This window comes from Kitasatospora sp. NPDC098652 (assembly GCF_044760155.1).
Taxonomy (GTDB): Bacteria; Actinomycetota; Actinomycetes; order Streptomycetales; family Streptomycetaceae; genus Kitasatospora.
The window spans coordinates 66,248-89,322 of sequence record NZ_JBIWAQ010000025.1; the positions used below are offsets into that span (position 1 = coordinate 66,248).

Sequence of the window (23,075 nt, forward strand, 5' to 3'; positions counted from 1 at the left end):
CTAGTTGACGGTCAATCTCCTTCATTCACGCCGAGTACACCGCACGGCGACACCTTCCACCCTTCCCGGCACCGCCGCTCAGGCCAGTTCCGCCTCCACCGCCTGCCGCACCTCCGCCGTGTCCAGCCCGTGGTCGGCGACCACCAGCACCCCGAGCCCCTCCCCCTCGCGGAGCACCCCGAGCAGCAGGTGGCCCGCCCCGATCTCCTTCGACCCCAGGCGCAGCGACTCCCGCAGGGAGAGCTCCAGCGCCTTCTTCGCCGGGGCCGAGAACCGGATGTGCCCGGCCGTGGCGCCGCCGGAGCGGAACCGGCCCCAGCGCTTGCGCCCCTGCTCCGGCGGGGCGTCCAGCGCCCCCTCCCCGAAGGCCGCCTCGACCGCCTCCCGCACCGCGTCCAGGTCGACCCCGATCGTGGCCAGGACCTGCCGGTCCCCCTTCCCCCGCAGGCGTCGCACCGCCTGCCGCGCCGCCTCCTGGTCCAGGCCGGCCCCGATCAGCACGGCCAGTGCCGGGTCCTGCGACTGCTCCAGGATCCCCAGCAGGAGGTGCTCCGTCCCGACCCGGTCGTCCCGCAGCTGCCTCGCCTCCTCCTGGGCGATGACCACGGCCCGCCGGGCTCCCTGAGTGAACCGTTCGAACATCGCTCAGCCTCCGTCCTCGCCCTTGCCGGGCCCCCGCCGTGCGTGCTTCTTGTGCACCGCCTGCCTGGTCACCCCGAGGCAGACCGCGATGTCCTGCCAGGACCAGCCCTGTGACCGGGCGTTGCCCACCTGGAGGGCCTCCAGACGGTCCGCCAGATCACGCAGGGCGCGGACCGCCCGGAGCCCCACGGCGGGGTCACGACTGCTCGCGGCGGCCGCGAGCTCTCCGCTCTCGCTCATGACGTCAACTCTGGTTGACACTCTCGGGAATGTCAACCCTGGTTGACGACTTCACCTTCACCTTCACCTTCACCTTCACCGCGGGCGGCCGGCCGGCCCCCGGCTCAGCCGAACCGCCGCGCCAACGCCTCCTCGAAGGTCCCCCGCCCCACCGCCCGTTCCGGCCTCGTCAGCCCACCCGCCCGCAGGGCCCGACCCATCGCCCCCGGCACCCGCAGCGGCAGCACCGGCCGCCGCCGCCCCGCCGCCCGCAGGTACGCCTGCGCCAGCTCCCGGTACGACCGCACCCGCGGCCCGCCCACCTCCGGCGCGAACCCGGCCGGCTCCCGCCCCACCAGGTCCACCAGCCGCTCCGCCACCTCCCGGACCTCCACCGGCTGCACCTCGGCACCGCTCGCCACCGGGAACACCGGCAGCCGCGCGCTCAGGTCGAAGGCCTTGAGCAGCAGGTCGTGGAACTGCGTCGCCCGCAGCACCGTCCACCCCAGCCCGGACTCCCGCACCAGCCGCTCACAGTCGAGCTTCGCCCGGTAGTACCCGAGCGGCACCCGGTCGATCCCCACGATCGACACGTACACCAGGTGCCGCACCCCGGCCCGCCGGGCCTCCGCCACCAGCCGCCCGACCCCCGCCACGTCCTTCCGCCCCTGCGTGGTCGCGCAGTCCAGCACCGTCTCCACCCCCGCCACGGCCGCCGCGATCCCCGCCCCGCCCACCAGGTCCCCGACCACCCACTCGACCCCGTCACCCGTCTCCCGCGCCCGCCGGCTCAACCCCCGCACCGCCACCCCGCGCGCCACCAGCAGCCGCACCACCTCCCGCCCCAACGTCCCCGTCGCCCCGGTCACCAGCACCGTCCCCGTCACCACACCGCTCCTCTCACCCAGCACTGTCACCCCCTACGACCGACCACCACCCCCGGTTCGTGACATCGGCGCCCCGGGACAACAAGAAGAGGCGGGGCGAGGACGTAAAAGTCCTCGCCCCGCCTCAGCGACGGCTCGCCCCGTCTCAGCGGTGGCTCACCCGCGCGGGGTCAGCGCTGCGGTCAGCTGCAGCCGCTGGTGGAGCCGCAGCCCTCGCAGAGGTAGCAGCTGCCGGCACGGCGCATCTTGGTGCCGCAGGAGAAGCAGAGCGGCGCGTCGGCGTTGAGGCCGAGCTGGATCTCCATCAGCTCCGTGGAGTTGTGGGCCTGCTTCGGCGCCGCCTTGGGCGCCTCCACGGCCGGGGCGGGGGCCGGGGCCGGCTTGGCCGCGGCGACCGGGGCGGACTGGGCGAGGGACTCGGTGTCGAGCTCCTCGGCCTCCAGCGGCTCGTACGAGCCGGTCTCCAGGTGGCGGGTGCGCTCCTCGACGGAGTGGATCCCCAGCGCCGAGCGGGTCTCGAACGGCAGGAAGTCCAGCGCCAGGCGGCGGAAGATGTAGTCGACGATCGACTGGGCCATCCGCACGTCCGGGTCGTCGGTCAGACCGGCCGGCTCGAAGCGCATGTTGGTGAACTTCGAGACGTAGGTCTCCAGCGGCACGCCGTACTGCAGGCCGACCGAGACGGCGATGGAGAAGGCGTCCATCATGCCCGCGAGGGTCGAGCCCTGCTTGGACATCTTCAGGAAGACCTCGCCGAGGCCGTCGTCCGGGTAGGAGTTGGCGGTCATGTAGCCCTCGGCGCCACCGACCGTGAAGGAGGTGGTGATGCCCGGGCGGCCCTTGGGCAGGCGCTTGCGGACGGGGCGGTACTCGACGACCTTCTCGACCACGGCGGCGGGGGTCTCCTCGGCCTTGGCCTCGGAGTCCTTCTTCTTGGCCGAGAGCGGCTGGCCGACCTTCGAGTTCTCGCGGTAGATGGCGAGCGCCTTGACGCCCATCTTCCACGCCTCGAAGTAGATCTCCTCGACGTCCTCGACGGTCGCCGCGGCGGGCATGTTCACGGTCTTGGAGATCGCGCCGGAGATCCAGGGCTGGATCGCCGCCATCATCCGCACGTGGCCCATCGGGGAGATGGAGCGCTCGCCCATCGCGCAGTCGAACACCTCGTAGTGCTCGGCCTTGAGGCCCGGCGCGTCGACCACGTTGCCGTGCTCGGCGATGTGGGCGACGATCGCCTCGATCTGCTCGTCCTGGTAGCCCAGGCGCTTGAGGGCACGCGGGACGGTGCCGTTGACGATCTGCATCGAGCCGCCGCCGACGAGCTTCTTGAACTTGACCAGGGCGAGGTCGGGCTCGACGCCGGTGGTGTCGCAGTCCATCATCAGGCCGATGGTGCCGGTCGGGGCGAGGACCGAGGCCTGGGCGTTGCGGAAGCCGTTCTGCGCGCCGATGCGCAGCACGTCCTGCCAGGACTTGTTGGCCGCGAGCCAGACCGGGGCGTCCAGGTCGTCGAAGGAGACGGCGTCCAGGGAGGCGTCGGCGTGCTGCTTCATGACCCGCTGGTGGGCGGTGGCGTTGCGGGCGTAGCCGTCGTACGGGCCGACGACGCCGGCGAGTTCGGCGCCGCGGCGGTAGGCGGTGCCGGTCATCAGCGAGGTGATGGCGCCGGCCAGGGCGCGGCCGCCCTCGCTGTCGTAGGCGTGGCCGGTGGCCATCAGCAGGGCGCCGAGGTTGGCGTAGCCGATGCCGAGCTGGCGGAAGGCGCGGGTGGTCTCGCCGATCTTCTCGGTGGGGAAGTCGGCGAAGCAGATGGAGATGTCCATCGCGGTGATGACCAGCTCGACGACCTTGGCGAAGCGCTCGGCGTCGAACGAGTCGTCGTCGCGCAGGAACTTCATCAGGTTCAGCGAGGCGAGGTTGCAGCTGGAGTTGTCCAGGTGCATGTACTCCGAGCACGGGTTGGAGGCGTTGATGCGTCCGGACTCGGGGCAGGTGTGCCAGTGGTTGATGGTGGAGTCGTACTGGATGCCGGGGTCGGCGCAGGCCCAGGCGGCCTCGGCCATCTTGCGGAACAGCTTCTTGGCGTCGACGGTCTCGATGACCTCGCCGGTCATCCGGGCGCGCAGGCCGAATTCGGTGCCGTTCTCGACGGCGGTCATGAATTCGTCGCTGACGCGGACCGAGTTGTTGGCGTTCTGGTACTGGACGGACGTGATGTCGTCGCCGCCGAGGTCCATGTCGAAGCCCGCGTCGCGCAGGGCGCGGATCTTCTCCTCCTCCTTCACCTTGGTCTCGATGAAGGCCTCGACGTCCGGGTGGTCGACGTCCAGGACGACCATCTTGGCCGCGCGCCGGGTGGCGCCGCCGGACTTGATGGTGCCGGCGGAGGCGTCGGCGCCGCGCATGAAGGAGACCGGGCCGGAGGCGTTGCCGCCGGAGGAGAGCAGCTCCTTGGAGGAGCGGATCCGGGAGAGGTTGAGGCCGGCGCCGGAGCCGCCCTTGAAGATCATGCCCTCTTCCTTGTACCAGTCGAGGATCGACTCCATGGAGTCGTCGACGGACAGGATGAAGCAGGCGCTGACCTGCTGGGGCTGCTTGGTGCCGACGTTGAACCAGACCGGCGAGTTGAAGCTGAACACCTGGTGGAGGAGGGCGTGGGTCAGCTCGTGCTCGAAGATCTCGGCGTCGTCCTTGGTGGCGAAGTAGCCGTGCTTCTCGCCGGCCGCGCGGTAGGTGAGCACCACGCGGTCGATGATCTGCTTGAGGCTCCACTCGCGCTGGGGGGTGCCGACGGCGCCGCGGAAGTACTTGGACGTGACGATGTTGACGGCGTTGACCGACCAGAAGTCGGGGAACTCGACGCCGCGCTGCTCGAAGTTGATGGAGCCGTCGCGCCAGTTGGTCATGACGACGTCGCGCCGCTCCCAGCGGACCTCGTCGTACGGGTGCACGCCAGGGGTGGTGTGGATGCGCTCCATCCGGAGACCGCCCTTCGGGGCCTTGGCGGCCTTGGCCGCGGCCTTCTCGGACTTCGACCCGCGTGCGGAACCGCTCGTGGTGTCTGTCACTTCTCGCTCCTCCTCCTGGGCAAACGCCCGAAGTGCCCCGAAAAATCCGGGCACCGCTGGTTCGTTCTTCCGATGTGCGGGCGGACGGGACCCCGTCCGTTTGCGCACGGTTCGTAGTGTTCCGTGCCCCGGTTTCGGGCACGCGGGGGCCCACGCGGGGCCGGTGTGGCGCTGCCGGCCCACGGGGGCCGCACGGTGGTGACTCCTGGGCGGGCCCGCGGGGGCCCGGCGCGCCTCCTAGGGCGCGGCGGCGGGAACGGGCACGCAGGTGCCGTCCGCCTCGGGGGCGGGCCGCTCGGCGCGGATCTCCGCGATGGCGGCCTCGAAGTCCTCGAGTCCGTCGTACGCCTGGTACACGCTGGCGAAGCGCAGGTAGGCGACCACGTCGAGGTCCCGCAGCGGGCCGAGTATGGCCAGCCCGACGTCGTGGGTGGTCAGCTCGGCGCTGCCGCTGGCCCGCACGCACTCCTCGACCCGCTGGCCGAGCTGGGCGAGGGCGTCCTCGGTGACCGGGCGGCCCTGGCAGGCCTTGCGGACTCCGGTGATGACCTTCTGCCGGGAGAAGGGCTCGGTGACACCGCTGCGCTTGATGACCATGAGCGCGGCCGTCTCCACGGTGGTGAAACGGCGGCCGCAGTCCGGGCACTGTCGACGACGGCGAATGCAGCTGCCGTCCTCGGTGGTCCGACTGTCGACGACGCGGCTGTCGGAGTGCCGGCAGAAGGGGCAGTGCACCTGGGGATCCCTCCCTGGCAGGACGTGCGGACCGGTTGAGTCTATGCGATGCGCCCCCGGCCTCGGCAAGCTGATCATGCGGCGCGACCACTAGTACTGGGCACGGAGAGGACTCTAGCCACTACATCTAGGTCTCGGGGGGAAGTGACACCCCTGGCGTGTCGGCGCCGATTAGACTTCCGGAGTCGACATCCGGTCGAACGTTTACTCGATGTACAACAAAGCCTTGATCGAGTCAGTCAACTCCCGAATAATTCACTCGAACGTGTGTTTGGCGCAACCTTTCGATAGGCGGCGCGTTGGGCTGGAAAAGGGGAGAGGACAGCCGTCGAGAGGGGCCGCCGTGAACACCGTCGAAACCAACACCATCCCGGTGCAGGAACACTCCCAGTTCAAGGTGGGGCAGCGCACCACGAATCAGCAGAGCGTGGACATCAGCATGGACCGTAGCGAAGACCACCGCCTCTCCGGCCCGGCCGTGTCCACCACGGGCCGCGTTCCCGACCAGCCGATCGAGCACTCCCCCACCATGGACGACACCCACCCCTCCCCGGCCCGCGCGATGCCCGGCCGCCCCCCCGGCATCCGCACCGACGAGGCCGGCCTCACCGAGCGCCAGCGCCGGGTGATCGAAGTCATCCGCGACTCCGTCCAGCGCCGCGGCTACCCGCCGTCCATGCGCGAGATCGGCCAGGCCGTCGGCCTGTCCAGCACCTCCTCGGTCGCCCACCAGCTGATGGCCCTGGAGCGCAAGGGCTTCCTGCGCCGCGACCCGCACCGCCCGCGCGCCTACGAGGTCCGCGGCGTCGAGGTGGCCCGCCCCAACACCGCCGAGACGGCCGGGCGGCCCTCCACCTCCTACGTGCCGCTGGTCGGCCGGATCGCGGCCGGTGGTCCGATCCTGGCCGAGCAGACCGTCGAGGACGTCTTCCCGCTGCCCCGCCAGCTGGTCGGCGAGGGCGAGCTGTTCGCCCTCACCGTGCGCGGCGACTCGATGATCGAGGCGGCCATCTGCGACGGCGACTGGGTCACGGTGCGCCGCCAGCCGGTCGCCGAGAACGGCGACATCGTGGCCGCCATGATCGACGGCGAGGCCACCGTCAAGCGCCTCAAGCGCGAGGACGGCCGGATCTGGCTGATGCCGCACAACCCGGCCTACGAGCCGATCAACGGCGACAACGCCACCATCCTGGGCAAGGTGGTCGCGGTCCTGCGCCGCCTCTGACGGCGGCACCCGGCCGCCACCGCGAGCGGCGGCCGGCACTACGACGGGAAGGGGCTCCACCGCGTCAGCGGGGAGCCCCTCCGTCGTTCCTACCGCAAGTGCCTTCTACCGCAGGTGCCGGGCCCGCTCAGCCCCGCTTCACCACCGGCCGCACCGGCGCCGCCGAGGCGTCGATCGCCGCCAGCGAGCGCCGCACCTGGTTGCGGTCCGTGGTGTACCAGAACTCCGGCATCGAGGACCGGAAGAAGCCCCCGTACCGCTTGGTCTCCACCCGCGGGTCGAGCACCGCGACCACGCCCCGGTCCTCCGCCGCGCGCACCAGCCGACCCGCGCCCTGCGCCATCAGCAGCGCCGCGTGGGTCGCCGCGACCGCCATGAAGCCGTTCCCGCCGTGCTGTTCGACGTCCCGCTGGCGGGCGCTCATCAGCGGGTCGTCCGGCCGCGGGAAGGGGATCCGGTCCATCACGACCAGCTGGCAGGCCGAGCCGGGCACGTCCACGCCCTGCCAGAGCGAGAGGGTGCCGAACAGGCAGGTGGTGGCGTCCGAGGCGAACTCGCGGATCAACTCGCCGAGGGTGTCCTCCCCCTGGAGCAGGATCCGGTGGTCGAGCCGCTCCCGCATCGCCTCGGCGGCGGCCTGGGCGCCGCGCATCGAGGAGAACAGCCCCAGGGTGCGCCCGCCGGCCGCGTCCACCAGCTCGGCCAACTCGTCGAGCATGTCGGGCCGTTCGGGGTCGCGCCCGGGGTCCGCGAGGTGCTTGGCCACGTACAGGATGCCCTGCTTGGGGTACTTGAACGGCGAGCCGACGTCGATGCCCCGCCAGTGCGGGACGGCGTCCTCGCCGAAACCGGAGCCGGCCTCCGGGTTGTCACCGGGGGTGCGCTGGTCCGGCAGCCTGGTCTCCTTGGGCAGGCCGAGCGAGCCGGCCACGCCGTTGAAGTCCCCGCCGAGCTTGAGGGTCGCCGAGGTCAGGACGACCGAGCGCTCCTTGTACAGGCCCTCCCGCAGCAGCCCGGACACGCTCAGCGGCGCGACCCGCAGCGAGGCGGTGCCCAGCCCGTAGCGGTCGCTGCGCTCGATCCAGACGACGTCGTACTCGGAGCCCTCCAGCAGCCGGTCGGCGGTCTCGTGCAGGGTCTCGGCCGAGGCCATCGCCTGCTTGCGGACGGCGTCCTCGTCGCTGAGGCCCTTGTCCCGGGTCTCGCCGAGCGAGGTGATCACCTGCCGGGAGGCGTCCCGGATCGCGGTGACCGCGTAGGCCAGGTACTCGGGCAGTTCCTCGACCCGGCCGGGCTGGGCGGTCTCCATCAGGCCGTGGTAGTTCTCGGCGGCGGCCTGCAGGGCGTCCACGGCCTTCTCGTTGGCCAGCCGGGCGGCCCGCTTGACCGCCCGGTTGACGGCGCCCACGGTCAGCTCGGCGGTGGCCGCGCCGGTGACCCGGTTGACCAGCTCGTGCGCCTCGTCGACGATCAGCAGCCCGTGCTCGGGCAGCACCGGCGCGCCCTCGATCGCGTCGATCGCGAGCATCGCGTGGTTGGTGACCACGACGTCCGCCAGCTTGGCCCGCTCCCGGGCCTTCTCCGCGAAGCACTCCTGCCCGTACGCGCAGCGGGTCGCGCCCAGGCACTCCTTGGAGGTGACCGAGAGCTGCGCCCAGGCCTTGTCCGAGACGCCGGGGCTCAGGTCGTCCCGGTCCCCGGTCTCGGTCTCGTCGGCCCAGTCGCGCAGCCGGAGCACGTCCTGGCCGAGCTTGCCGGTGGGGCCGCCGAGCGCGTCGACCGGGTCGAACAGGCCCTCGCCCTCGTCGCTCGGGGTGCCCTCGTTGGCCCGGTGCAGGCACAGGTAGTTGGAGCGGCCCTTGAGCATCGCGTACAGCGGGCGGCGGCGCAGCACCGGGTGCAGCGCCTCGACCGTACGCGGCAAGTCCCGTTCCACCAGCTGGCGTTGCAGGGCCAGGGTGGCGGTGGCGACCACCACCCGGTCGCCGTGGGCGAGGGCCGGCACCAGGTAGGCGAGGGACTTGCCGGTGCCGGTGCCGGCCTGGACGAGCAGGTGCTCGGAGTGGTCGACGGCGTCGGCGACGGCCTCGGCCATCCGCATCTGGCCGGGGCGCTCCACACCGCCGACGGCCTCGACCGCGGCGTGCAACAGCTCGGGGATCCGCGAGCGCGGAACGGCGACGGCTTCCTCGGCCTCGTCGCCGAGGTCCGTCGCGGGCTGGGATTCGGAGTCGTTCGTCATGACCCTTCCACCCTACGGGGCGGGGGCGACAATCCGGTCCCGTTGTCCGGAGCGGCTGCCGGGCAGCCGCACCTCCACGCCGACCAGGGCGTTCGGCACGGTGCCGTGCCGGACGGCGTGCGGGCGGTGCGGGCGGTCCTGGTAGCCGTCCATGAGCAGCCGGTTGCGGTTGAGGCAGAGCCGGTCGATCCGGGGCCGGAACAGGTCGAACAGGTCGAAGCGCTCGCGCAGCTCGGGGAAGCGGGCCTGGTAGCGGTGGATCTCCGCGCGCAGCAGGGCCCAGAACTCGGTCTCGGCGAGGCCGGCCTGCGCCTCCAGCAGCGGGCCGAGGTAGCGGAAGACGCCGATGAACAGTCCGGAGTGGATGAACTGGCACAGCCCCTGGGGGTTCTCCCGCAGCAGCACGTCGGCGACCTCGGGGGGCAGGGCGCGCAGCTCGGGGAGGTCCTGGTCGCTGAGGTTGACGTCGTCGACGAAGTCCTTGACCGCGAGCCGGGTCGGGGTGCCGCGGTCGTCGAAGACCACGATGGCGTTCTCGCCGTGCGGGGAGAAGACCAGTCCGTAGCGGTAGAGGAAGTGCAGCAGCGGCGGCAGCAGCGCGGCGAACAGCCGGGCGGTCCACTCGGCCGGGGTGAGGCCGGAGCGGGCGATCAGTTCGACGGCGAGGGCGCGCCCGTCGGAGCCGGTCTGCAGCAGGGCGGCGAGGGTGCGGGCGCGCTCGGCCTCGGCCAGGAAGGGGCCGAGCGGTTCGCGCCAGATCGCGCCGAGCAGTTCCTTGTACTGGTACGGCGAGTCGGGCATCTCCCGGTAGAGCGGGTGGTCGACGGTGACGGAGGCGATCTCGCCGAGCAGGATCACCCGGCACTCGTCCCGCAGGTACGGGTCGGCGTCGCGCAGCCCGTGCAGCCAGGCGGTGACGGCGGGCGCTGCGAGGGTGCGTTCGACCGGCAGTCCGCGCCAGACCAGGGTGTTGAGGACGGACAGCGGCAGCTTGACGGTGCAGCGCTCGGGGTGGGCGGTGTTGAAGAAGGAGCGGATGGACTGCTGGGGCAGCCGTGGGTCACCGTCCGAGGCCAGCGGGACGATCTCGCCGGAGGCGATCCAGGGCGCGAACAGCGTCAGGACCGTCTCGTCCCACTGCCAGGGGTGGACGGGCAGCAGCAGGTAGTCGTCGGCGTCGGCGCCGAGCGGGGCGCGCAGCGCGGCCTCGTCGTCCAGTTCGCGGGCGTACAGCTGCTCGGGGCGTTCCAGGCCGGGCACGCCGCGGTACTCGGCGAGCCGGCGGTGGACGGCGATCCAGGGCAGCGGCCGGGGGCTGCGGGCCTCCGGGGCCCAGCGGGCGGCGTCGGTGCCGGAGAAGCCGATCCGGCCCTTGTTGGGGACGATCCACGGGTGGCCGCCCTGCCGGCCCTCCAGGGCGGGGTGGTCGAGGTCGGCGAGCTCGGCGGCGGTGAGCGCGGTGGCGAGCTGGCGGGCGTCGGCGGTGAGCGTGGCGGACAGCTCGCGGACCAGGTGGGCGGTGGTGTCGCCGCGCATCCCGAGCGCGTCCCGGGCGTACGGGAGGAAGCGCAGCGGGTCCAGGCCGTCCGGGCGGGAGCAGCGGATCGACCCGGGGTCGACCTGCCAGCTGTCGTAGGCGCCGCGCCGGGCGGCGAAGCGGTACTCGGCCTCGGGGAGCTTGAGCAGGTACTCGCCGTCGAGGGTGCCCGGGACGGGCTTGAGCAGGTCCTCGTAGGCGAACTCGCCGAGCATCTTGGCCAGCAGGGCGCGGCCGGCCCGCTGCCAGTGCCCGGCGGTGAGGTGCGGGGGCAGGTAGAGCGGCGGTTCAGCGGCCGACGGTTGCGGCACGGGACAGCTCCTGGGGGTGGGGGACGACGGGGGTCTGCTCGATCGGGGCGCTCGCGGGCACCGGCCGGGCCGCGGCCGCCGGCCCGGGCGGCGCGAAGCCGGTCCAGGCGGTGCGGCCGGGCAGCCGGTGGACGGTCCGGCCGGTGACGGCGTTGAGGATGACGGCGGCCCGGTGGGCGCCGAGGCCGAGGTCGGGGGCACCGACCCCGTGGGTGTGGAGTTCGGCGTTCTGGACGTAGAGGCCGCCGGTGAGCTCGGGCCGGGTCGCGACCCGGTGGTCGAGGTCGACCCGGTAGCGCCCGGTCTCGTCCCAGTCGATCAGGTGGGCGAGCGGTTCGAGCGCGGCCGGGCGGGCGGCGCGGTAGCCGGTGGCGAGCACCACGGCGTCGGTGCGCAGCACGTGCTCCGCGCCGGAGTCGGTGTGCCGGCAGTCCAGTTCGAGTCCGCCGCAGGGCCCGGGCCGGGCCGCGGTGACGGCGGTGCCGGGGGTGATCTCGACCGGGGCGGTGTCGATCGGCCGGCCGATGGTGCGCTCGTAGAGGTGGTCGTGGATCTCGGCGAGGGTCTCCGCGCTGGCGGCTTTGTGCAGCTGCCACTGGGCGGCGACCAGGGCGTCCCGGACGGGGCCGGGCAGGCCGTGGAAGTAGCGGGTGTAGTCGGGGGTGAAGTGTTCCAGGCCGAGCTTGGAGTACTCCATGGGGGCGAGTGCCCGGGTGCGGGTGAGCCAGCGCAGCCGGACCCCGTCGTCCTGGTGGCGGCGGAGCAGGTCGAGGAAGACCTCGGCGCCGGACTGTCCGCTGCCGACCACGGTGATGTCCCGGGCGCCCGCGAGCCCGGCCCGGCGGTCCAGGTACTCGGCGGAGTGGAAGGCCCGCGGGTGGTCGGCCAGGGCGGCGAAGGCCTCGGGGAGCACCGGCCGGGTGCCGACGCCGAGCGCGAGGTTGCGGGCCCGTACGGTGCTGCGCCGGCCGGTCGCGGTGTCGGTCAGCTCGACCCGGAACAGCGGGCCGTCCCGGTGCAGGGCGGTGACCTCGGTGCCGAAGCGGCAGTTGGGCAGCCGGTCGGCGGCCCAGCGGCAGTAGTGGTCGTACTCGCGGCGGGGCAGCTGGAAGCGTTCGGCGAAGTAGAACGGGAACAGCCGGTCCTGGGCGCGCAGGTAGTTGAGGAAGGACCACGGGTTGGTCGGGTCGACGAGCGAGACCAGGTCGGCCAGGAAGGGCACCTGCATCCGGGCGCCGTCCACCAGCATGCCGTGGTGCCAGCGGAATTCGGGGCGCTGGTCGCAGAAGAGCGTGCGCAGCCCGGGCACCGGCTCGGCGAGGGCGGCGAGCGAGAGGTTGAACGGGCCGATGCCGACGCCGAGCAGGTCGTAGGGGGGATCGTGGGGTGTCGAGGTGTCCACAGGGGTGTCCTAGGCGGGGAGTGGCGCTTCGCGGTCGCGCACCATCAGCGCTGCGCGCTTGTCGGGCAGGTCGAGTTCGGCGGCGGCCCGGAATCCGGCCCGTTCGAAGGCCCGGACCGAGCGCCGGTTGCGGACGTCCGGTTCGGCCACCACCCGTTGGCAGTCGGGCCGGTGGCGCAGGACGAGTTCGGCGACGGCGGCCAGCAGCTGGGCCCCGAGGCCGCGGCCGCGGCTGGCGGCCGGGCCGAGCAGCAGGTGCACGCCGGTGTCGTGCGGGCGGGCGGGGTAGTGCCCGGCGAGCGGGTCGAGGTCGGCGCGGTAGACCTCCCAGTAGCTCATCGGGGTGCCGTCGAGCAGTCCGAGGCAGGGCAGGCTGCTTCCGTCGCCGTCCAGTTGGGCCCGGACGTGCCGTTCGGTGACGGCGGGCGGCCCGGCGAGCTCCCAGAAGGCGTCGACCTCGGGGTCGTTCATCCATCCGGTGAGCAGCTCCAGGTGTTCGGGCAGCCGGACCGGGCCGAGCCGGAACCGGCCGGCCGGGGTGGGGACTTCGCCCCACCCGGGCAGCTCCTCGGGCATCAGGCGCCCGCCACCGGGTTGGGGATGTCCACGTACACGGACTGGGTGGCGACCGGGCCGACCAGTTCGTCGAGGCCGTTGATCCGGGTGAGCAGGTTGGCCTTGCAGGGCAGGGTGGGCGCGTCCAGCAGCAGGGCGGGCAGGGCGGAGCCGGTGGCGGCGGCCCGCGGGCCGGCCAGGAAGCCGCGCAGCCCGGCCAGCAGCACCGTCTCCTCGGCGAGGCCCTGGGAGCCGAGGGCGCCGATCAGCCCGAGCACGTGGTTGATGCCGAGGTAGTAGGCGAAGTGGTGGTCGATGACGTCGTCGGGGAGGAAGGTGTCGCTCTGTTCGCCGAGTCCGGGCAGCCGGGCGGTGAGCTGCTCGGCCGCGCTCTCCCGGTAGTAGTAGCCCTGGTTGTCGCGGTAGCGGCCGCCGCTGGGCCAGCCCTCGGCGTCCAGCAGCACGATGCTGTTCTGCTGGTGGGCCTCCAGGGCGATGCCGCCGCGGCCGTCCAGCCAGAGGACGGGCAGCACGACGGCGTCCAGGTAGCGCAGGAACCATTCGGCAGCCACGGTGCGCAGCGGGCGGCCGGTGCGGGCGGCGAGCGCGCGCAGGGTGTCGCCGAGGGCGGACGGCACGGTCGTGCCGGTGCCGCGCGGCTGTTCGGCGACGAACCCGGCGACGCAGAGGGCGCGTTCGGCCGGGCCGAAGGGCTGGGCGCGCAGCACGGTGTCCAGCCCGCCGGGGTCGCCGAGGTCGGGGTGGTCCACGCCGATCCAGGCGGGATCGCGGACGATGTCGAAGCCGGGGTGGGCGGCCCGCCACTCGGCGGCGAGGCCGCTCTCCAGCAGCCGGTGCACCTCCAGGCCGCGGTGGAGCTCCTTGCGCAGGTTCTCCCGGCGGGAGTTGGTGATCCGCAGGCCGAGCGAGAGCTTGAGCATCCACGGGGTGCCGGGCCGGTAGACGGTGCGCACCGAGGAGGTGGGGTACCAGGGCTCGCCGGCCGGGCCGAGGTCGTGCAGGAGCCCGTCGGCGAGCAGCGCGGCGACGGTCGGGCGGTGAGCGAGTTCGCGGGCCTGCCAGGGGTGCAGCGGCAGGGCGGCGGTGCCGGGCGGCAGGGTCGCGTGGCCGCCGAGCAGGGTGGCGGTGATCCGGTCGGCGCTCTCGGCGACGGCGGAGCCGGCCGCGAGCAGGCCGCGGTCGACGGCGTACCAGTGGACCTGGAAGGAGCCGTGGAGTTCGGGCGAGTAGGCGGCGCTCTGGGCCGGGCCGAGGCCGTCGCGGCTCTTCGGGGTGGGGTGCAGGGGGTGGCCGAGCAGCAGGGCCTGTTCGGCGGCGAGGAAGGCGGAGCGTTCCGGCCCGCCGGGTTCGGCGGCGGTACGGCGGTGGGCGAGGATCTCGGCGGTGCGCACCACCGAGTCGGCGACCCGGGCGGCGAGGTCGGCGACCTGTCCGGGGTCGGGGCGTTCGGCGGCCGCGGCGGCGAGCAGGGCGGCGGCGGTGACGGCGTCCACCGGGGCCGCCGCGGTGCCGTCCCCGGCGGAGAGGGTGGCCGGGCCGAAGCGGTGCCAGCCGCCGGGCGACCAGTGCCGGACGGCGGCGGTGAGCCGGGCGGCCCCGCCGAGGACGTCGATCCGCAGTCGGCCGTCCGTGCCGGGGCGGGCCCCGGTCTCCCGGGCCCAGCAGCGCAACAGGGCTTCCAGGGCCGCCTGTTCGGCGGCGACGGCGGGGTCGGGGTGCAGCAGCGGGTCGGGGCCGGAGGCGGCCCGCTGCGCGGTCGGCGGCGGTACGGGCGGGGCTCCGGTGAGGGCGGTGCTCAAGGCTGCTCCTTGGTGCGCGTGGGGGTGCGGACGCGCGCGGGTGGTGGAGGGGATCGGCGGGCGCTCGCACCGTCGCGTCAGGTAAGGGTTACCTATCCCTGACGGGTGATCACAAGGACTGCTCACTCGTCCGGGTGAAGATCGGGCATAGTGCGTCACCGGGCGGGGCGGCCCTGCTGTGCCAACGAGGGGGCCGGTTCCGCGTCACGGATCGATGACCTCCGGCCGCTCCCGGAACCCGGGGGCGGCCGCCGTCGTCCTGTACGGCGATGGAAGACTCCAGGGCGGCGGGCCGCCGCGCCGAGGACCGACCCGACACAGTCCGACCGAGTACAGCGAGCACAGCGAGCACAGGGGGAAGCGCACCGATGCCACCGATCCACCGGTCAGCCCTGGCCGCCGCCCTGGTCGCCGGAACACTGCTGGCCGTCAGCGCCTGCGGGCCGGACGGCCCGGCGGGCACCGACCGGACCGTCGCCGCACCGCCGCCCAGCACGGACGCGAGCGGCTCCGCCGCCCCCGGCGGCGTCATCGGCGGGATCACCCTGCCGTCCGGCCTGCCGACCAGCCTGCTGGAGGGCCTGCCGAAGACCTGGGACGACCTGAAGAAGTGGAAGTACGACGACTGGGACAAGTGGGCGTCCAAGCACGTCTTCAACAACCCGGTGGTGAAGGACTTCTGGAACCCGGACAAGATGGGCGACGCCAAGCCCGCCGACCCGGCGCCGCCGACCGCCAAGCCGGCCGCCGCCGACGGCGTGACCGACCCGGAGCCGCCGGTGGTCAAGGCCGTCCAGGTGCCCCGCCCGTACCTCAAGCAGCCCTCCGGGAAGGTGTTCTTCTCCGCCCAGGGCGGCCGGGGCAACTGCTCGGCGACGGTGATCGCCGACCCCCAGCACCCGGGCCGGAGCAACCTGGTCTGGACGGCGGCCCACTGCGTGCACGAGGGCAAGGGCGGCGACTTCTACAAGAACCTGGTCTTCGTCCCCGCCTACAACAACTCGGGCGCCTCCAGCGGCGGCAAGAAGGCCCCGCTGTCCGAACTGGCCCCGCTGGGCACCTGGTGGGCCGACCAGATCGTCACCTCCCCGCAGTGGATGGTCGAGGGCGGACAGACCGGTGACGCCGCCAACCAGTACGACTTCGCGGTGATGCGCGTGCACAACCAGAGCGACACCGGCAAGTCCCTGGAGGAGACGGTCGGTTCGGCCGTCCCGGTGTGGTTCGACGCGCCCCGCGACCAGCTCAGGGTCTCGGCCACCGGCTACCCGCTGGTCAAGCCCTTCGACGGCCAGGAGCTGTACAAGTGCGACGGCGGCAAGCCCGTCCGGCTGTCCTTCGACCCCAAGCGCCCGTCCATGCTGACCATCGGCTGCAACATGACCCAGGGCGCCAGCGGCGGCGGCTGGTTCGCCACCATGCCGGACGGGCGGACGGCCCTGGTCAGCAACACCTCGATCGGCACCCAGGAGCACACCTCGCTGAGCGGCCCGTACCTGGAGACGGTCGCCAAGCAGGCCCTGGACTGGATCTCCAGGAAGCAGTGACCGGCACCACCAGGGGGACTCCTCAGCTTGCGCACCATCAGCACCACCAGCACCACCGACAGCACGGGCACTGACACCATCGGCACCACTGACACCACCGGCACCACCCGCACCACTCGCCGCACCCCCCGCACCGCGGGGCGGCGGGCCGCCGCGGCCGGCGCCGCGCTGCTCGCCGCCCTGACGCTCACCGCGGCCGCCTGCGCGCCGGACGGCCCCACCGCCCCCGCCACCCCGCCCGCGGCGCTGCCCAAGGCCGCGCCGACGAGCCTGGGCGACCTGAGCGGCTGGAAGCCGGCGGACTGGGCCCGCTACGTCGCCGAGAGCGGCTTCGCCAACCAGGTGCCCCCTGGCTACTGGACGACGGCCCGGACGGAGGCCGCCAAGGCCCGGCCCACCCCCGAGTACGCCCCGGCCGCCGCCGCACCCCCCGGGGTCGACCGGGACGCCCCGCCAGCCCCCGTCCAGGCCCGGCCGCAGCCGCACCCGTACGGCCCGGACTCCGCCGTGGTCGGCAGGCTGCTGATGACCACGCCGCAGGGCGACGCGGCCTGCTCCGGCACGGTGGTCACCGACCCGCTCAACCCGGGCCGCAGCAACCTGGTGTACACCGCCGCGCACTGCCTGCACGACGGCCGGGGCGGCGGCTGGGTGAAGAACCTGGTCTTCGTCCCCGCCTACAACCGGGACGGCCAGGCGGGCAACCGGGACGGCCGGGCGGCCCGCGGCAAGCCGGACGGCGAGCAGCAGGCCGCCCCGTACGGCCGGTGGACGGCGGTCCGCGCCATGGTCTCGCCGACCTGGCTCCAGGAGAGCGGGGTCGGCGCCCACGACCAGTACGACTACGGGATCGTCCGGGTGCGCGGCGAGTCCGCCTCCGGCCCGTCCCTGGAGGAGGCCGTCGGCGGTTCCGTCCCGGTCTGGTTCAACGCCCCGCGCGAGCAGATCACCTCGGTGGTGGCGTTTGGCTACCCGGTGGAACGGCCCTTCGACGGCACGGAGCTGGAGCGCTGCGACTCCCCCGCCCCACCGGGCCGGCTGTCCTTCGACCGGTCCCGCCCGCCGATGTACGCGATCGGCTGCACCATGACCGGCGGCGCGGGCGGCGGCGGCTGGTTCATCACCAAGGACGGCAGGCCCAACCTGGTCAGCGTCAGCTCGCTCGGCAGCCGCGACCCGGCGGGCTACCGGGCCGGTCCGTCCCTCCAGGACCAGGCCAAGCAGGCCTTCGACTACTTCGCCAAGAACGTGAAGTAGCCCCCGGACGCGGAACGTCCGGGGGCCACCTCGACGAGCGGATCAGCCCTGCAGGGCCACCGCGAAGTGCTCCAGCTCGGCGGCCAGCTCGGCCGGCACCTTGGCGTGCAGCAGCGTGCCGTCGCCGGTGTGCTCGGTGGCGATCAGCTCGCCCTCCTTGTGCACCCGGGAGACCAGCGCGCCCTGGGTGTAGGGCACCAGGGCCCGCACCTCGACGGCCGGTCGCGGCAGCTCGTCGTCGATGAGCTTGAGCAGCTCCTCCATGCCGGCCCCGGTGCGGGCCGACACCACGATGGCGTGCGGCTCGCGGCGCAGCAGGCGCTGCAGCACGTGCGGGTCGGCGGCGTCGGCCTTGTTGATCACCACGATCTCCGGCACGTTCTGCGCGTCGACCGAGACGATGACCTCGCGGACGGCGGCCAGCTGCGTCTCCGGCTCGGGGTGCGAGCCGTCGACCACGTGCAGGATGAGGTCCGCGTCGGCGACCTCCTCCATGGTCGAGCGGAAGGCCTCGACCAGGTGGTGCGGCAGGTGCCGGACGAAGCCGACGGTGTCCGCCAGGGTGTAGAGCCGCCCGCTCGGGGTCTCGGCCCGGCGCACGGTCGGGTCCAGGGTGGCGAACAGCGCGTTCTCCACCAGCACGCCCGCCCCGGTGAGCCGGTTGAGCAGGGAGGACTTGCCGGCGTTGGTGTAGCCCGCGATGGCCACGGACGGCACCTGGTGGCGCTTGCGCTCCTGGCGCTTGGTGTCGCGGCCCTTCTTCATGTCGGCGATCTCCTTGCGGAGCTTCGCCATCTTCTCGCGGATCCGGCGCCGGTCGGTCTCGATCTTGGTCTCACCGGGACCACGGGTGGCCATGCCGCCGCCCGAGGAGCCGGAGCCACCGCCACCCATCTGCCGGGACAGCGACTGACCCCAGCCGCGCAGGCGCGGCAGCATGTACTGCATCTGCGCGAGCGAGACCTGCGCCTTGCCCTCCCGGGACTTGGCGTGCTGGGCGAAGATGTCCAGGATCAGGGCCGTCCGGTCGACGACCTTGACCTTGACCACGTCCTCCAGGTGGATCAGCTGGCCGGGGGTGAGCTCACCGTCGCAGACCACGGTGTCGGCGCCGGTGGAGGCGACGATGTCGCGCAGCTCCTTCGCCTTGCCGGAGCCGATGTAGGTGGCCGCGTCGGGCTTGTCGCGGCGCTGGATGACGCCGTCCAGCACCTCGGAACCGGCGGTCTCGGCGAGCGCGGCGAGCTCGGCCATCGAGTTCTCCGCCTCCTCCAGGGTGCCGTCCGTCCAGACGCCGACGAGCACCACGCGCTCCAGGCGGAGCTGGCGGTACTCGACCTCGGTGACGTCTTCGAGTTCGGTGGAGAGGCCGGCGACCCGGCGCAGGGCGGCGCGCTCACTGCGGTCGTACTGGTCGCCGTCATAGCTGTGGCCGAGGTCCTCGTCGATGGCCGCGAGGTCCTCGTCCATGAGGGCTTCCGCTCGCAGACCGTCGAGGCGGCGCGGGGCGTCGGCGTGGTCGCGGGCTTCGAACGTGGAGGTCATTCTGTCCTTTGGTCGCTGGATGGCTTCGGCGTGGTCCCGTGGATCCCACCGGGGCTCCTCTGCCCTGAGAACGCCGTGGACCGGCCGTGAATTCCCCACGATGGTCGCACGCCCGGTGCGGGCCGGTCACCCCCATTTCCGCCGGAGTGCCGGGTCTGCGTCCCCTCGGGGGCGTGCGGGCGGCTGACGTCGTACACCCCGGAAACCTTGAGCATCGCCCGCATCAGGGCGGGCAGCGCGCCCGGCTCGGGCAGCTCGACGGTGTAGGTGTGCCGGACCCGCAGTTCCTGCGGCGGTTCGACCTCGGCGGAGACGATGCCGACGCCCTCGGCGGAGATCGCCGCGGTGAGGTCGGCGAGCAGTCGGGGCCGGTTCAGCGCCTCGGCCCGCAGGGTCACCCGGTGCCCGGCCGCCGGGGCGTCCTCGGGCTGCCAGCGGACCTCCAGTTCGGCCCGGCCGTCGGCGCGCAGCCGCTGCCCGGCGGGGCAGGCGGTGCGGTGCACGGCCACCGCGCCGCCGCGGATCGGGTAGCCGGCCACCGTGTCCGGGGGGACGGGCGTGCAGCAGCGGGCCAGCCGCACCTGTGCCCCGGGCCGGCCGGCCACCACGACGGGGGCGGAGCGGCGCTCGCCCGCCCGGTGCGCGGGCGGGGCGGGCTGGCCGCCGGCCGGGCCGGTGCGCACCACCGGCAGCCGGGCCGGGTGGTCGGCCAGCCAGCGCTCGATGGCCAGCCGGGCGGCGGGGGTACGGGCGTGCGCCAGCCACTCCGGGGACGGCCCGGACGGCTGGGCCCCGCCGCCGGGCGGGAGGCTCTCGGTGAGCACCGCCAGGACGTCGCCGTCCTGGAGCGGGGTGGACAGCGCGGTGAGCCGGCCGTTGACCCGGGCGCCGATACATCGGTGGCCGGTCTCCTCGCCGAGCAGGTAGGCGGCGTCCACACAGCTGGCCCCGGCCCTCAGCTGAAGCGTTTCACCGCTCTCCGTCACCACGGTGATCTCGCGGTCCCCGGCCAGGTCGGCGGTGAGCGCGGACCAGAAGGCGTCCGGGTCGGGGGTCTCCTGCTGCCACTCCAGCAGCCGGCTGAGCCAGCCGGGCCGGGCCGGGTCGGTGCGGTCCAGCTCGTCGGTGTCCTGGGCCGGCCCGGCCGGGGACGGGTCGCCGAGCGCGACCACCCCGGTCTCGGCCACCTCGTGCATCCGCCTGGTCCGCACCAGCACCTCGACCACCGCGCCGCCCTCCAGCGCGACGGCGGTGTGCAGCGACTGGTAGAGGTTGAACTTGGGGGCGGCGACGAAGTCCTTGAACTCCCCGGGCAGCGGCGTCCAGCAGGTGTGCAGCTCGCCGAGCACCGCGTAGCAGTCGGCGTTCTCCTCGACCACCACCAGCAGCCGCCCGAAGTCGGCCGGCTGCGGCTCCTGCGGCCGGCCGTCCCGCCCGGGCGCGGCGGCCCGCTTGATCAGCACCCGGTGCAGCGAGACGCAGTGCCGGGGCCGTACCGTCACCTCGGCGGCGACCCCGGTCTCGGCGAGCTGGCGGGCCAGCCGGCGGGCGAAGGGCTCCAGCACCGTGTCCGGCTCGGCCTCGTGACCGGCCATCAGGCCCCGGGTGCGGGCGTACTCCTCGGGGTGCAGGGTGGCGAAGACGATGTCCTCCAGCTCCGCCTTGAGCACCTGGATGCCGAGCCGCTCGGCCAGCGGGATCAGCACGTCCCGGGTGACCTTGGCGATCCGCACCTGGCTGGCCGGCTTCATGTGCCGGATGGTGCGCATGTTGTGCAGCCGGTCGGCGAGCTTGATCACCATCACCCGGACGTCGTCCCCGGTGGCGACCAGCATCTTGCGGAAGGTCTCGGCCTCGGCGGCGGCGCCGAAGTCGACCTTCTCCAGTTTGGTCACCCCGTCGACCAGGTAGGCGACTTCGGGCCCGAACCCGGCGCCCACCTGCTCCAGCGTCAACTCGGTGTCCTCGACGGTGTCGTGGAGCAGCGAGGCGACCAAGGTGGTCGTCCCGGCGCCGAGTTGGGCCAGGATCATGGTGACGGCCAGCGGATGGGTGATGTACGGCTCGCCGCTCTTGCGCTTCTGGCCGCGGTGGCTGGCCTCGGCCAGCCGGTACGCCCGGGCCAGCAGGGCGAGGTCGGCCTGCGGGTGGTGCCGCCGGTGCACCTGGACCAGCGGCTCCAGGGCGTCCGGCACGGGCGGCCGGCCGGTGGCCAGCAGGGCGGCCCGCCCGGCCCGGCCGAGCGCGGCCCGGCCGAGCTCCCCCAGGGGCCGCCTGGCCCCGGCCTGCCGTGCGGTCGTCGGCTGCCCCGTGAGGGACTGCCCGGCTTCGATGGTCATCGGCACCTCCGGCAACGTCGCCGGGCGCGACCCCTTGCGGGGGGCTGATCCTGCTACCCCTCCCAGGGGTGATCGACCCGGTGGTCCATGCTACCGAGCAGAGCACGTTCCGCGACGCCGTGATTCCCGTCTGCGACCGCTATCACCCGATCGGGGGGATTCGTCACCGTACGAATTGGGCAAACCGGGCCGTCACCGTCGGCCGATCGACTCCCACCAGCGCGGGTCGAGCCGCCCCTCCGCCACGATCACCGCCGGACCGGTCATCTCCACCCGGCCGTCCGGGTACTCCGTGATGACCAGTCGGCCGCCCAGCACGTCCACCGTGTAGGCGACCGCCTCGCCGGTGACCGCCGGGTCCGCGCCGTCCCGGCGGATGGCCGCCACCGCGACGGCGCAGGCGCCGGTGCCGCAGGAGCGGGTCTCGCCCGAGCCGCGCTCGTGCACCCGCATCGCCACGTGCCGCGGGCCGCGGTCCACCACGAACTCGACGTTGACGCCCTCCGGGTAGGCGCCCGCGGGGCTGGTGAGCGGGGCGGTGAAGAGGTCCCCGGCGTGGTCCAGGCTCTCCACGAAGGCCACCGCGTGCGGGTTGCCCATGTTGACGTTCAGGGCGGGCCAGCGCCGCTCGCCGACCGCGACCTCGATGCCGTCCGGCCCGGGCAGCTTCGCCCGGCCCATGTCGACGGTGACCTCACCGGGCGTACCGTCCGGGGCGTCCTCGGCGACCGTCGCGGTGAGCACCCCGGAGCGGGTGGCGATCGCCAGCTCGCCGGGCTTCGCCAGGCCCGCCTCGACCAGGAAGCGGGCGAACACCCGCAGGCCGTTGCCGCACATCTCGGCGATGCTGCCGTCGGAGTTGCGGTAGTCCATGAACCACTCGGCCCGGTCGGCCTGGTCCGCGGCGGCCGGGTCGGCGGCCGCGCGCACCACGCGCAGCAGCCCGTCGCCGCCGATGCCCGCCCGGCGGTCGCACAGCGCGGCGACGGCCTCCGGGCCGATCTCCAGCAGGCCGTCCGGGTCCGGCACGATCACGAAGTCGTTCTGGGTGCCGTGGCCCTTGAAGAAGGGGAGACCGGCCGGCCGCTGAGGAGAGGATGCGCTCACCCCACCGATGGTACTGAGGGCGCCGGCGGGGCGGGCCGGGGCCCGGCTCAGCGCAGGTAGGCGACCCGCCACACCGCGAGCGCGCAGGCGGCCAGCGCGATCAGGGTGTAGACCACGATGGCCTTCCAGCCGGCCCGCTGCCCGGAGCCCCGGCGCGGCAGTCCCGGCCACTTGTAGCCAGCGTGCCGGGCGGCCATCGCGCCCCAGCCGACCGAGGCGGCGGTGAACAGCAGCCCGAGCATCCCGACCATGGTGGCCCGCGCCCCGGCCGAGCCGAAGGCGAGCGGGAAGGCGAACATCAGCGAGCCGAGGGTGCCGAGCAGGGCGATCGGCAGGGTCTGCCACCAGCGGAGCCGGCGCCGCGGCCGGATCTCCCGCTCGTGCACGGCGGCGTCCGGCGGGGTGCGGGTGTCCAGTGCGGGCACCGCGGCCGCGTACGAGGTCGGCGCCTCCAGCCCGGTCAGCACGGGGAGGTCGCCCCTGGTCGACTCGTCGAACTCCTCGGCCGGTGCGGTGACACTCCCGCGCTGGCCGGATTCGGGGCCGGTACCCGTCGACACGCGGCCTCCCCTGACAGTTCGACACGAGCGGACTCGCGGCCGGGCACGGTCGGCCCGCGCGGGCCGACCCTTACGGC

General features: G+C 73.5%; 17 protein-coding genes. 3 read left to right on the top strand and 14 right to left on the bottom strand.

Translation table 11 applies throughout. The annotated features are described in order from the left end of the window. Nucleotides 1-78 precede the first annotated feature (78 nt). The 5 genes from ACIQWA_RS35275 to nrdR all read right to left on the bottom strand — a co-directional run bounded on the left by ACIQWA_RS35275 (nt 79) and on the right by nrdR (nt 5,551). Nucleotides 79-642: a Clp protease N-terminal domain-containing protein gene (locus tag ACIQWA_RS35275; protein WP_402489705.1), complete on the bottom strand. Its 564-nt coding sequence runs from the start codon at nt 640-642 to the stop codon at nt 79-81. 3 nt (nt 643-645) lie between these two features. After that, a complete protein-coding gene (locus ACIQWA_RS35280; RefSeq protein WP_350513675.1) occupies nt 646-882 on the bottom strand; it encodes an RNA polymerase subunit sigma-70 in 237 nt (78 codons plus the stop codon). A gap of 104 nt (nt 883-986) precedes the next feature. After that, nucleotides 987-1,748 (bottom strand): SDR family oxidoreductase, encoded by a 762-nt coding sequence (locus tag ACIQWA_RS35285; RefSeq protein WP_402489707.1) that lies wholly within the window; start codon nt 1,746-1,748, stop codon nt 987-989. 182 nt (nt 1,749-1,930) lie between these two features. Continuing rightward, on the bottom strand, nt 1,931-4,816 hold the full coding sequence (locus ACIQWA_RS35290; RefSeq protein WP_360237509.1) for a vitamin B12-dependent ribonucleotide reductase: 2,886 nt from the start codon (nt 4,814-4,816) through the stop codon (nt 1,931-1,933). A gap of 237 nt (nt 4,817-5,053) precedes the next feature. Continuing rightward, nucleotides 5,054-5,551, bottom strand: coding sequence for a transcriptional regulator NrdR (gene nrdR, locus ACIQWA_RS35295; protein ID WP_360237507.1), 498 nt, complete (start codon nt 5,549-5,551; stop codon nt 5,054-5,056). 439 nt (nt 5,552-5,990) lie between these two features. Here nrdR and lexA point away from each other — a divergent pair, with 439 nt between their 5' ends. Beyond that, the gene (lexA, locus tag ACIQWA_RS35300) at nt 5,991-6,776 is read left to right on the top strand and encodes a transcriptional repressor LexA (RefSeq protein WP_380526524.1); all 786 of its coding nucleotides are present in this window, start codon (nt 5,991-5,993) and stop codon (nt 6,774-6,776) included. A gap of 127 nt (nt 6,777-6,903) precedes the next feature. On the opposite strand, the gene ACIQWA_RS35305 is transcribed toward lexA, so the two are convergent. Genes ACIQWA_RS35305 through ACIQWA_RS35325 form a run of 5 tightly spaced genes read right to left on the bottom strand, consistent with a single transcriptional unit; the run spans nt 6,904 to nt 14,643 of the window. Next, nucleotides 6,904-9,018 carry an ATP-dependent DNA helicase gene (locus ACIQWA_RS35305; protein WP_402489710.1) on the bottom strand — a complete coding sequence of 705 codons (2,115 nt, stop codon included), beginning with the start codon at nt 9,016-9,018 and terminating at the stop codon, nt 6,904-6,906. A 12-nt stretch (nt 9,019-9,030) separates the two neighbouring features. Beyond that, entirely contained in the window at nt 9,031-10,866 is a 1,836-nt protein-coding gene (locus ACIQWA_RS35310; RefSeq protein WP_402489712.1) for an IucA/IucC family protein, read from the bottom strand. Next, the gene (locus ACIQWA_RS35315; protein WP_402489715.1) at nt 10,844-12,268 is read right to left on the bottom strand and encodes a lysine N(6)-hydroxylase/L-ornithine N(5)-oxygenase family protein; all 1,425 of its coding nucleotides are present in this window, start codon (nt 12,266-12,268) and stop codon (nt 10,844-10,846) included. Before ACIQWA_RS35315 ends, ACIQWA_RS35310 begins: the two co-directional genes overlap by 23 nt. Nucleotides 12,269-12,277: 9 nt before the next feature. After that, on the bottom strand, nt 12,278-12,952 hold the full coding sequence (locus tag ACIQWA_RS35320) for a GNAT family N-acetyltransferase (protein ID WP_402489770.1): 675 nt from the start codon (nt 12,950-12,952) through the stop codon (nt 12,278-12,280). Continuing rightward, a complete protein-coding gene (locus tag ACIQWA_RS35325) occupies nt 12,844-14,643 on the bottom strand; it encodes an IucA/IucC family protein (RefSeq protein WP_402489718.1) in 1,800 nt (599 codons plus the stop codon). Before ACIQWA_RS35325 ends, ACIQWA_RS35320 begins: the two co-directional genes overlap by 109 nt. 368 nt (nt 14,644-15,011) lie before the next feature. Between ACIQWA_RS35325 and ACIQWA_RS35330 the strand changes: the two genes are divergently transcribed. Further along, nucleotides 15,012-16,190, top strand: coding sequence for a hypothetical protein (locus ACIQWA_RS35330; protein ID WP_360237497.1), 1,179 nt, complete (start codon nt 15,012-15,014; stop codon nt 16,188-16,190). 27 nt (nt 16,191-16,217) lie between these two features. Beyond that, a complete protein-coding gene (locus ACIQWA_RS35335; protein WP_402489721.1) occupies nt 16,218-17,447 on the top strand; it encodes a trypsin-like serine peptidase in 1,230 nt (409 codons plus the stop codon). A gap of 42 nt (nt 17,448-17,489) precedes the next feature. Here the strand turns inward: ACIQWA_RS35335 and hflX are convergent, their stop codons facing one another. The 4 genes from hflX to ACIQWA_RS35355 form a co-directional block, all read right to left on the bottom strand. After that, on the bottom strand, nt 17,490-18,992 hold the full coding sequence (hflX, locus tag ACIQWA_RS35340; RefSeq protein ID WP_360237493.1) for a GTPase HflX: 1,503 nt from the start codon (nt 18,990-18,992) through the stop codon (nt 17,490-17,492). Beyond that, nucleotides 18,989-21,331, bottom strand: a complete 2,343-nt coding sequence (locus ACIQWA_RS35345; RefSeq protein WP_402489725.1) for a RelA/SpoT family protein — start codon at nt 21,329-21,331, stop codon at nt 18,989-18,991. Before ACIQWA_RS35345 ends, hflX begins: the two co-directional genes overlap by 4 nt. Before the next feature lie 192 nt (nt 21,332-21,523). Further along, nucleotides 21,524-22,438, bottom strand: coding sequence for a diaminopimelate epimerase (gene dapF / locus ACIQWA_RS35350; RefSeq protein WP_402489728.1), 915 nt, complete (start codon nt 22,436-22,438; stop codon nt 21,524-21,526). Nucleotides 22,439-22,485: 47 nt separating this feature from the next. Further along, entirely contained in the window at nt 22,486-22,998 is a 513-nt protein-coding gene (locus ACIQWA_RS35355) for a hypothetical protein (RefSeq protein WP_402489730.1), read from the bottom strand. Nucleotides 22,999-23,075: the final 77 nt, after the last annotated feature.

What these genes read in the sequence shown, in the direction of transcription:
- ACIQWA_RS35330 (WP_360237497.1), top strand. Translation starts at nt 15,012, where the DNA reads ATGCCACCGATCCACCGGTCAGCCCTGGCCGCCGCCCTGGTCGCCGGA.
- lexA (WP_380526524.1), top strand. Translation starts at nt 5,991, where the DNA reads ATGGACCGTAGCGAAGACCACCGCCTCTCCGGCCCGGCCGTGTCCACC.
- hflX (WP_360237493.1), bottom strand. Translation starts at nt 18,992, where the DNA reads ATGACCTCCACGTTCGAAGCCCGCGACCACGCCGACGCCCCGCGCCGC.
- ACIQWA_RS35345 (WP_402489725.1), bottom strand. Translation starts at nt 21,331, where the DNA reads ATGACCATCGAAGCCGGGCAGTCCCTCACGGGGCAGCCGACGACCGCA.
- ACIQWA_RS35280 (WP_350513675.1), bottom strand. Translation starts at nt 882, where the DNA reads ATGAGCGAGAGCGGAGAGCTCGCGGCCGCCGCGAGCAGTCGTGACCCC.
- ACIQWA_RS35275 (WP_402489705.1), bottom strand. Translation starts at nt 642, where the DNA reads ATGTTCGAACGGTTCACTCAGGGAGCCCGGCGGGCCGTGGTCATCGCC.
- ACIQWA_RS35305 (WP_402489710.1), bottom strand. Translation starts at nt 9,018, where the DNA reads ATGACGAACGACTCCGAATCCCAGCCCGCGACGGACCTCGGCGACGAG.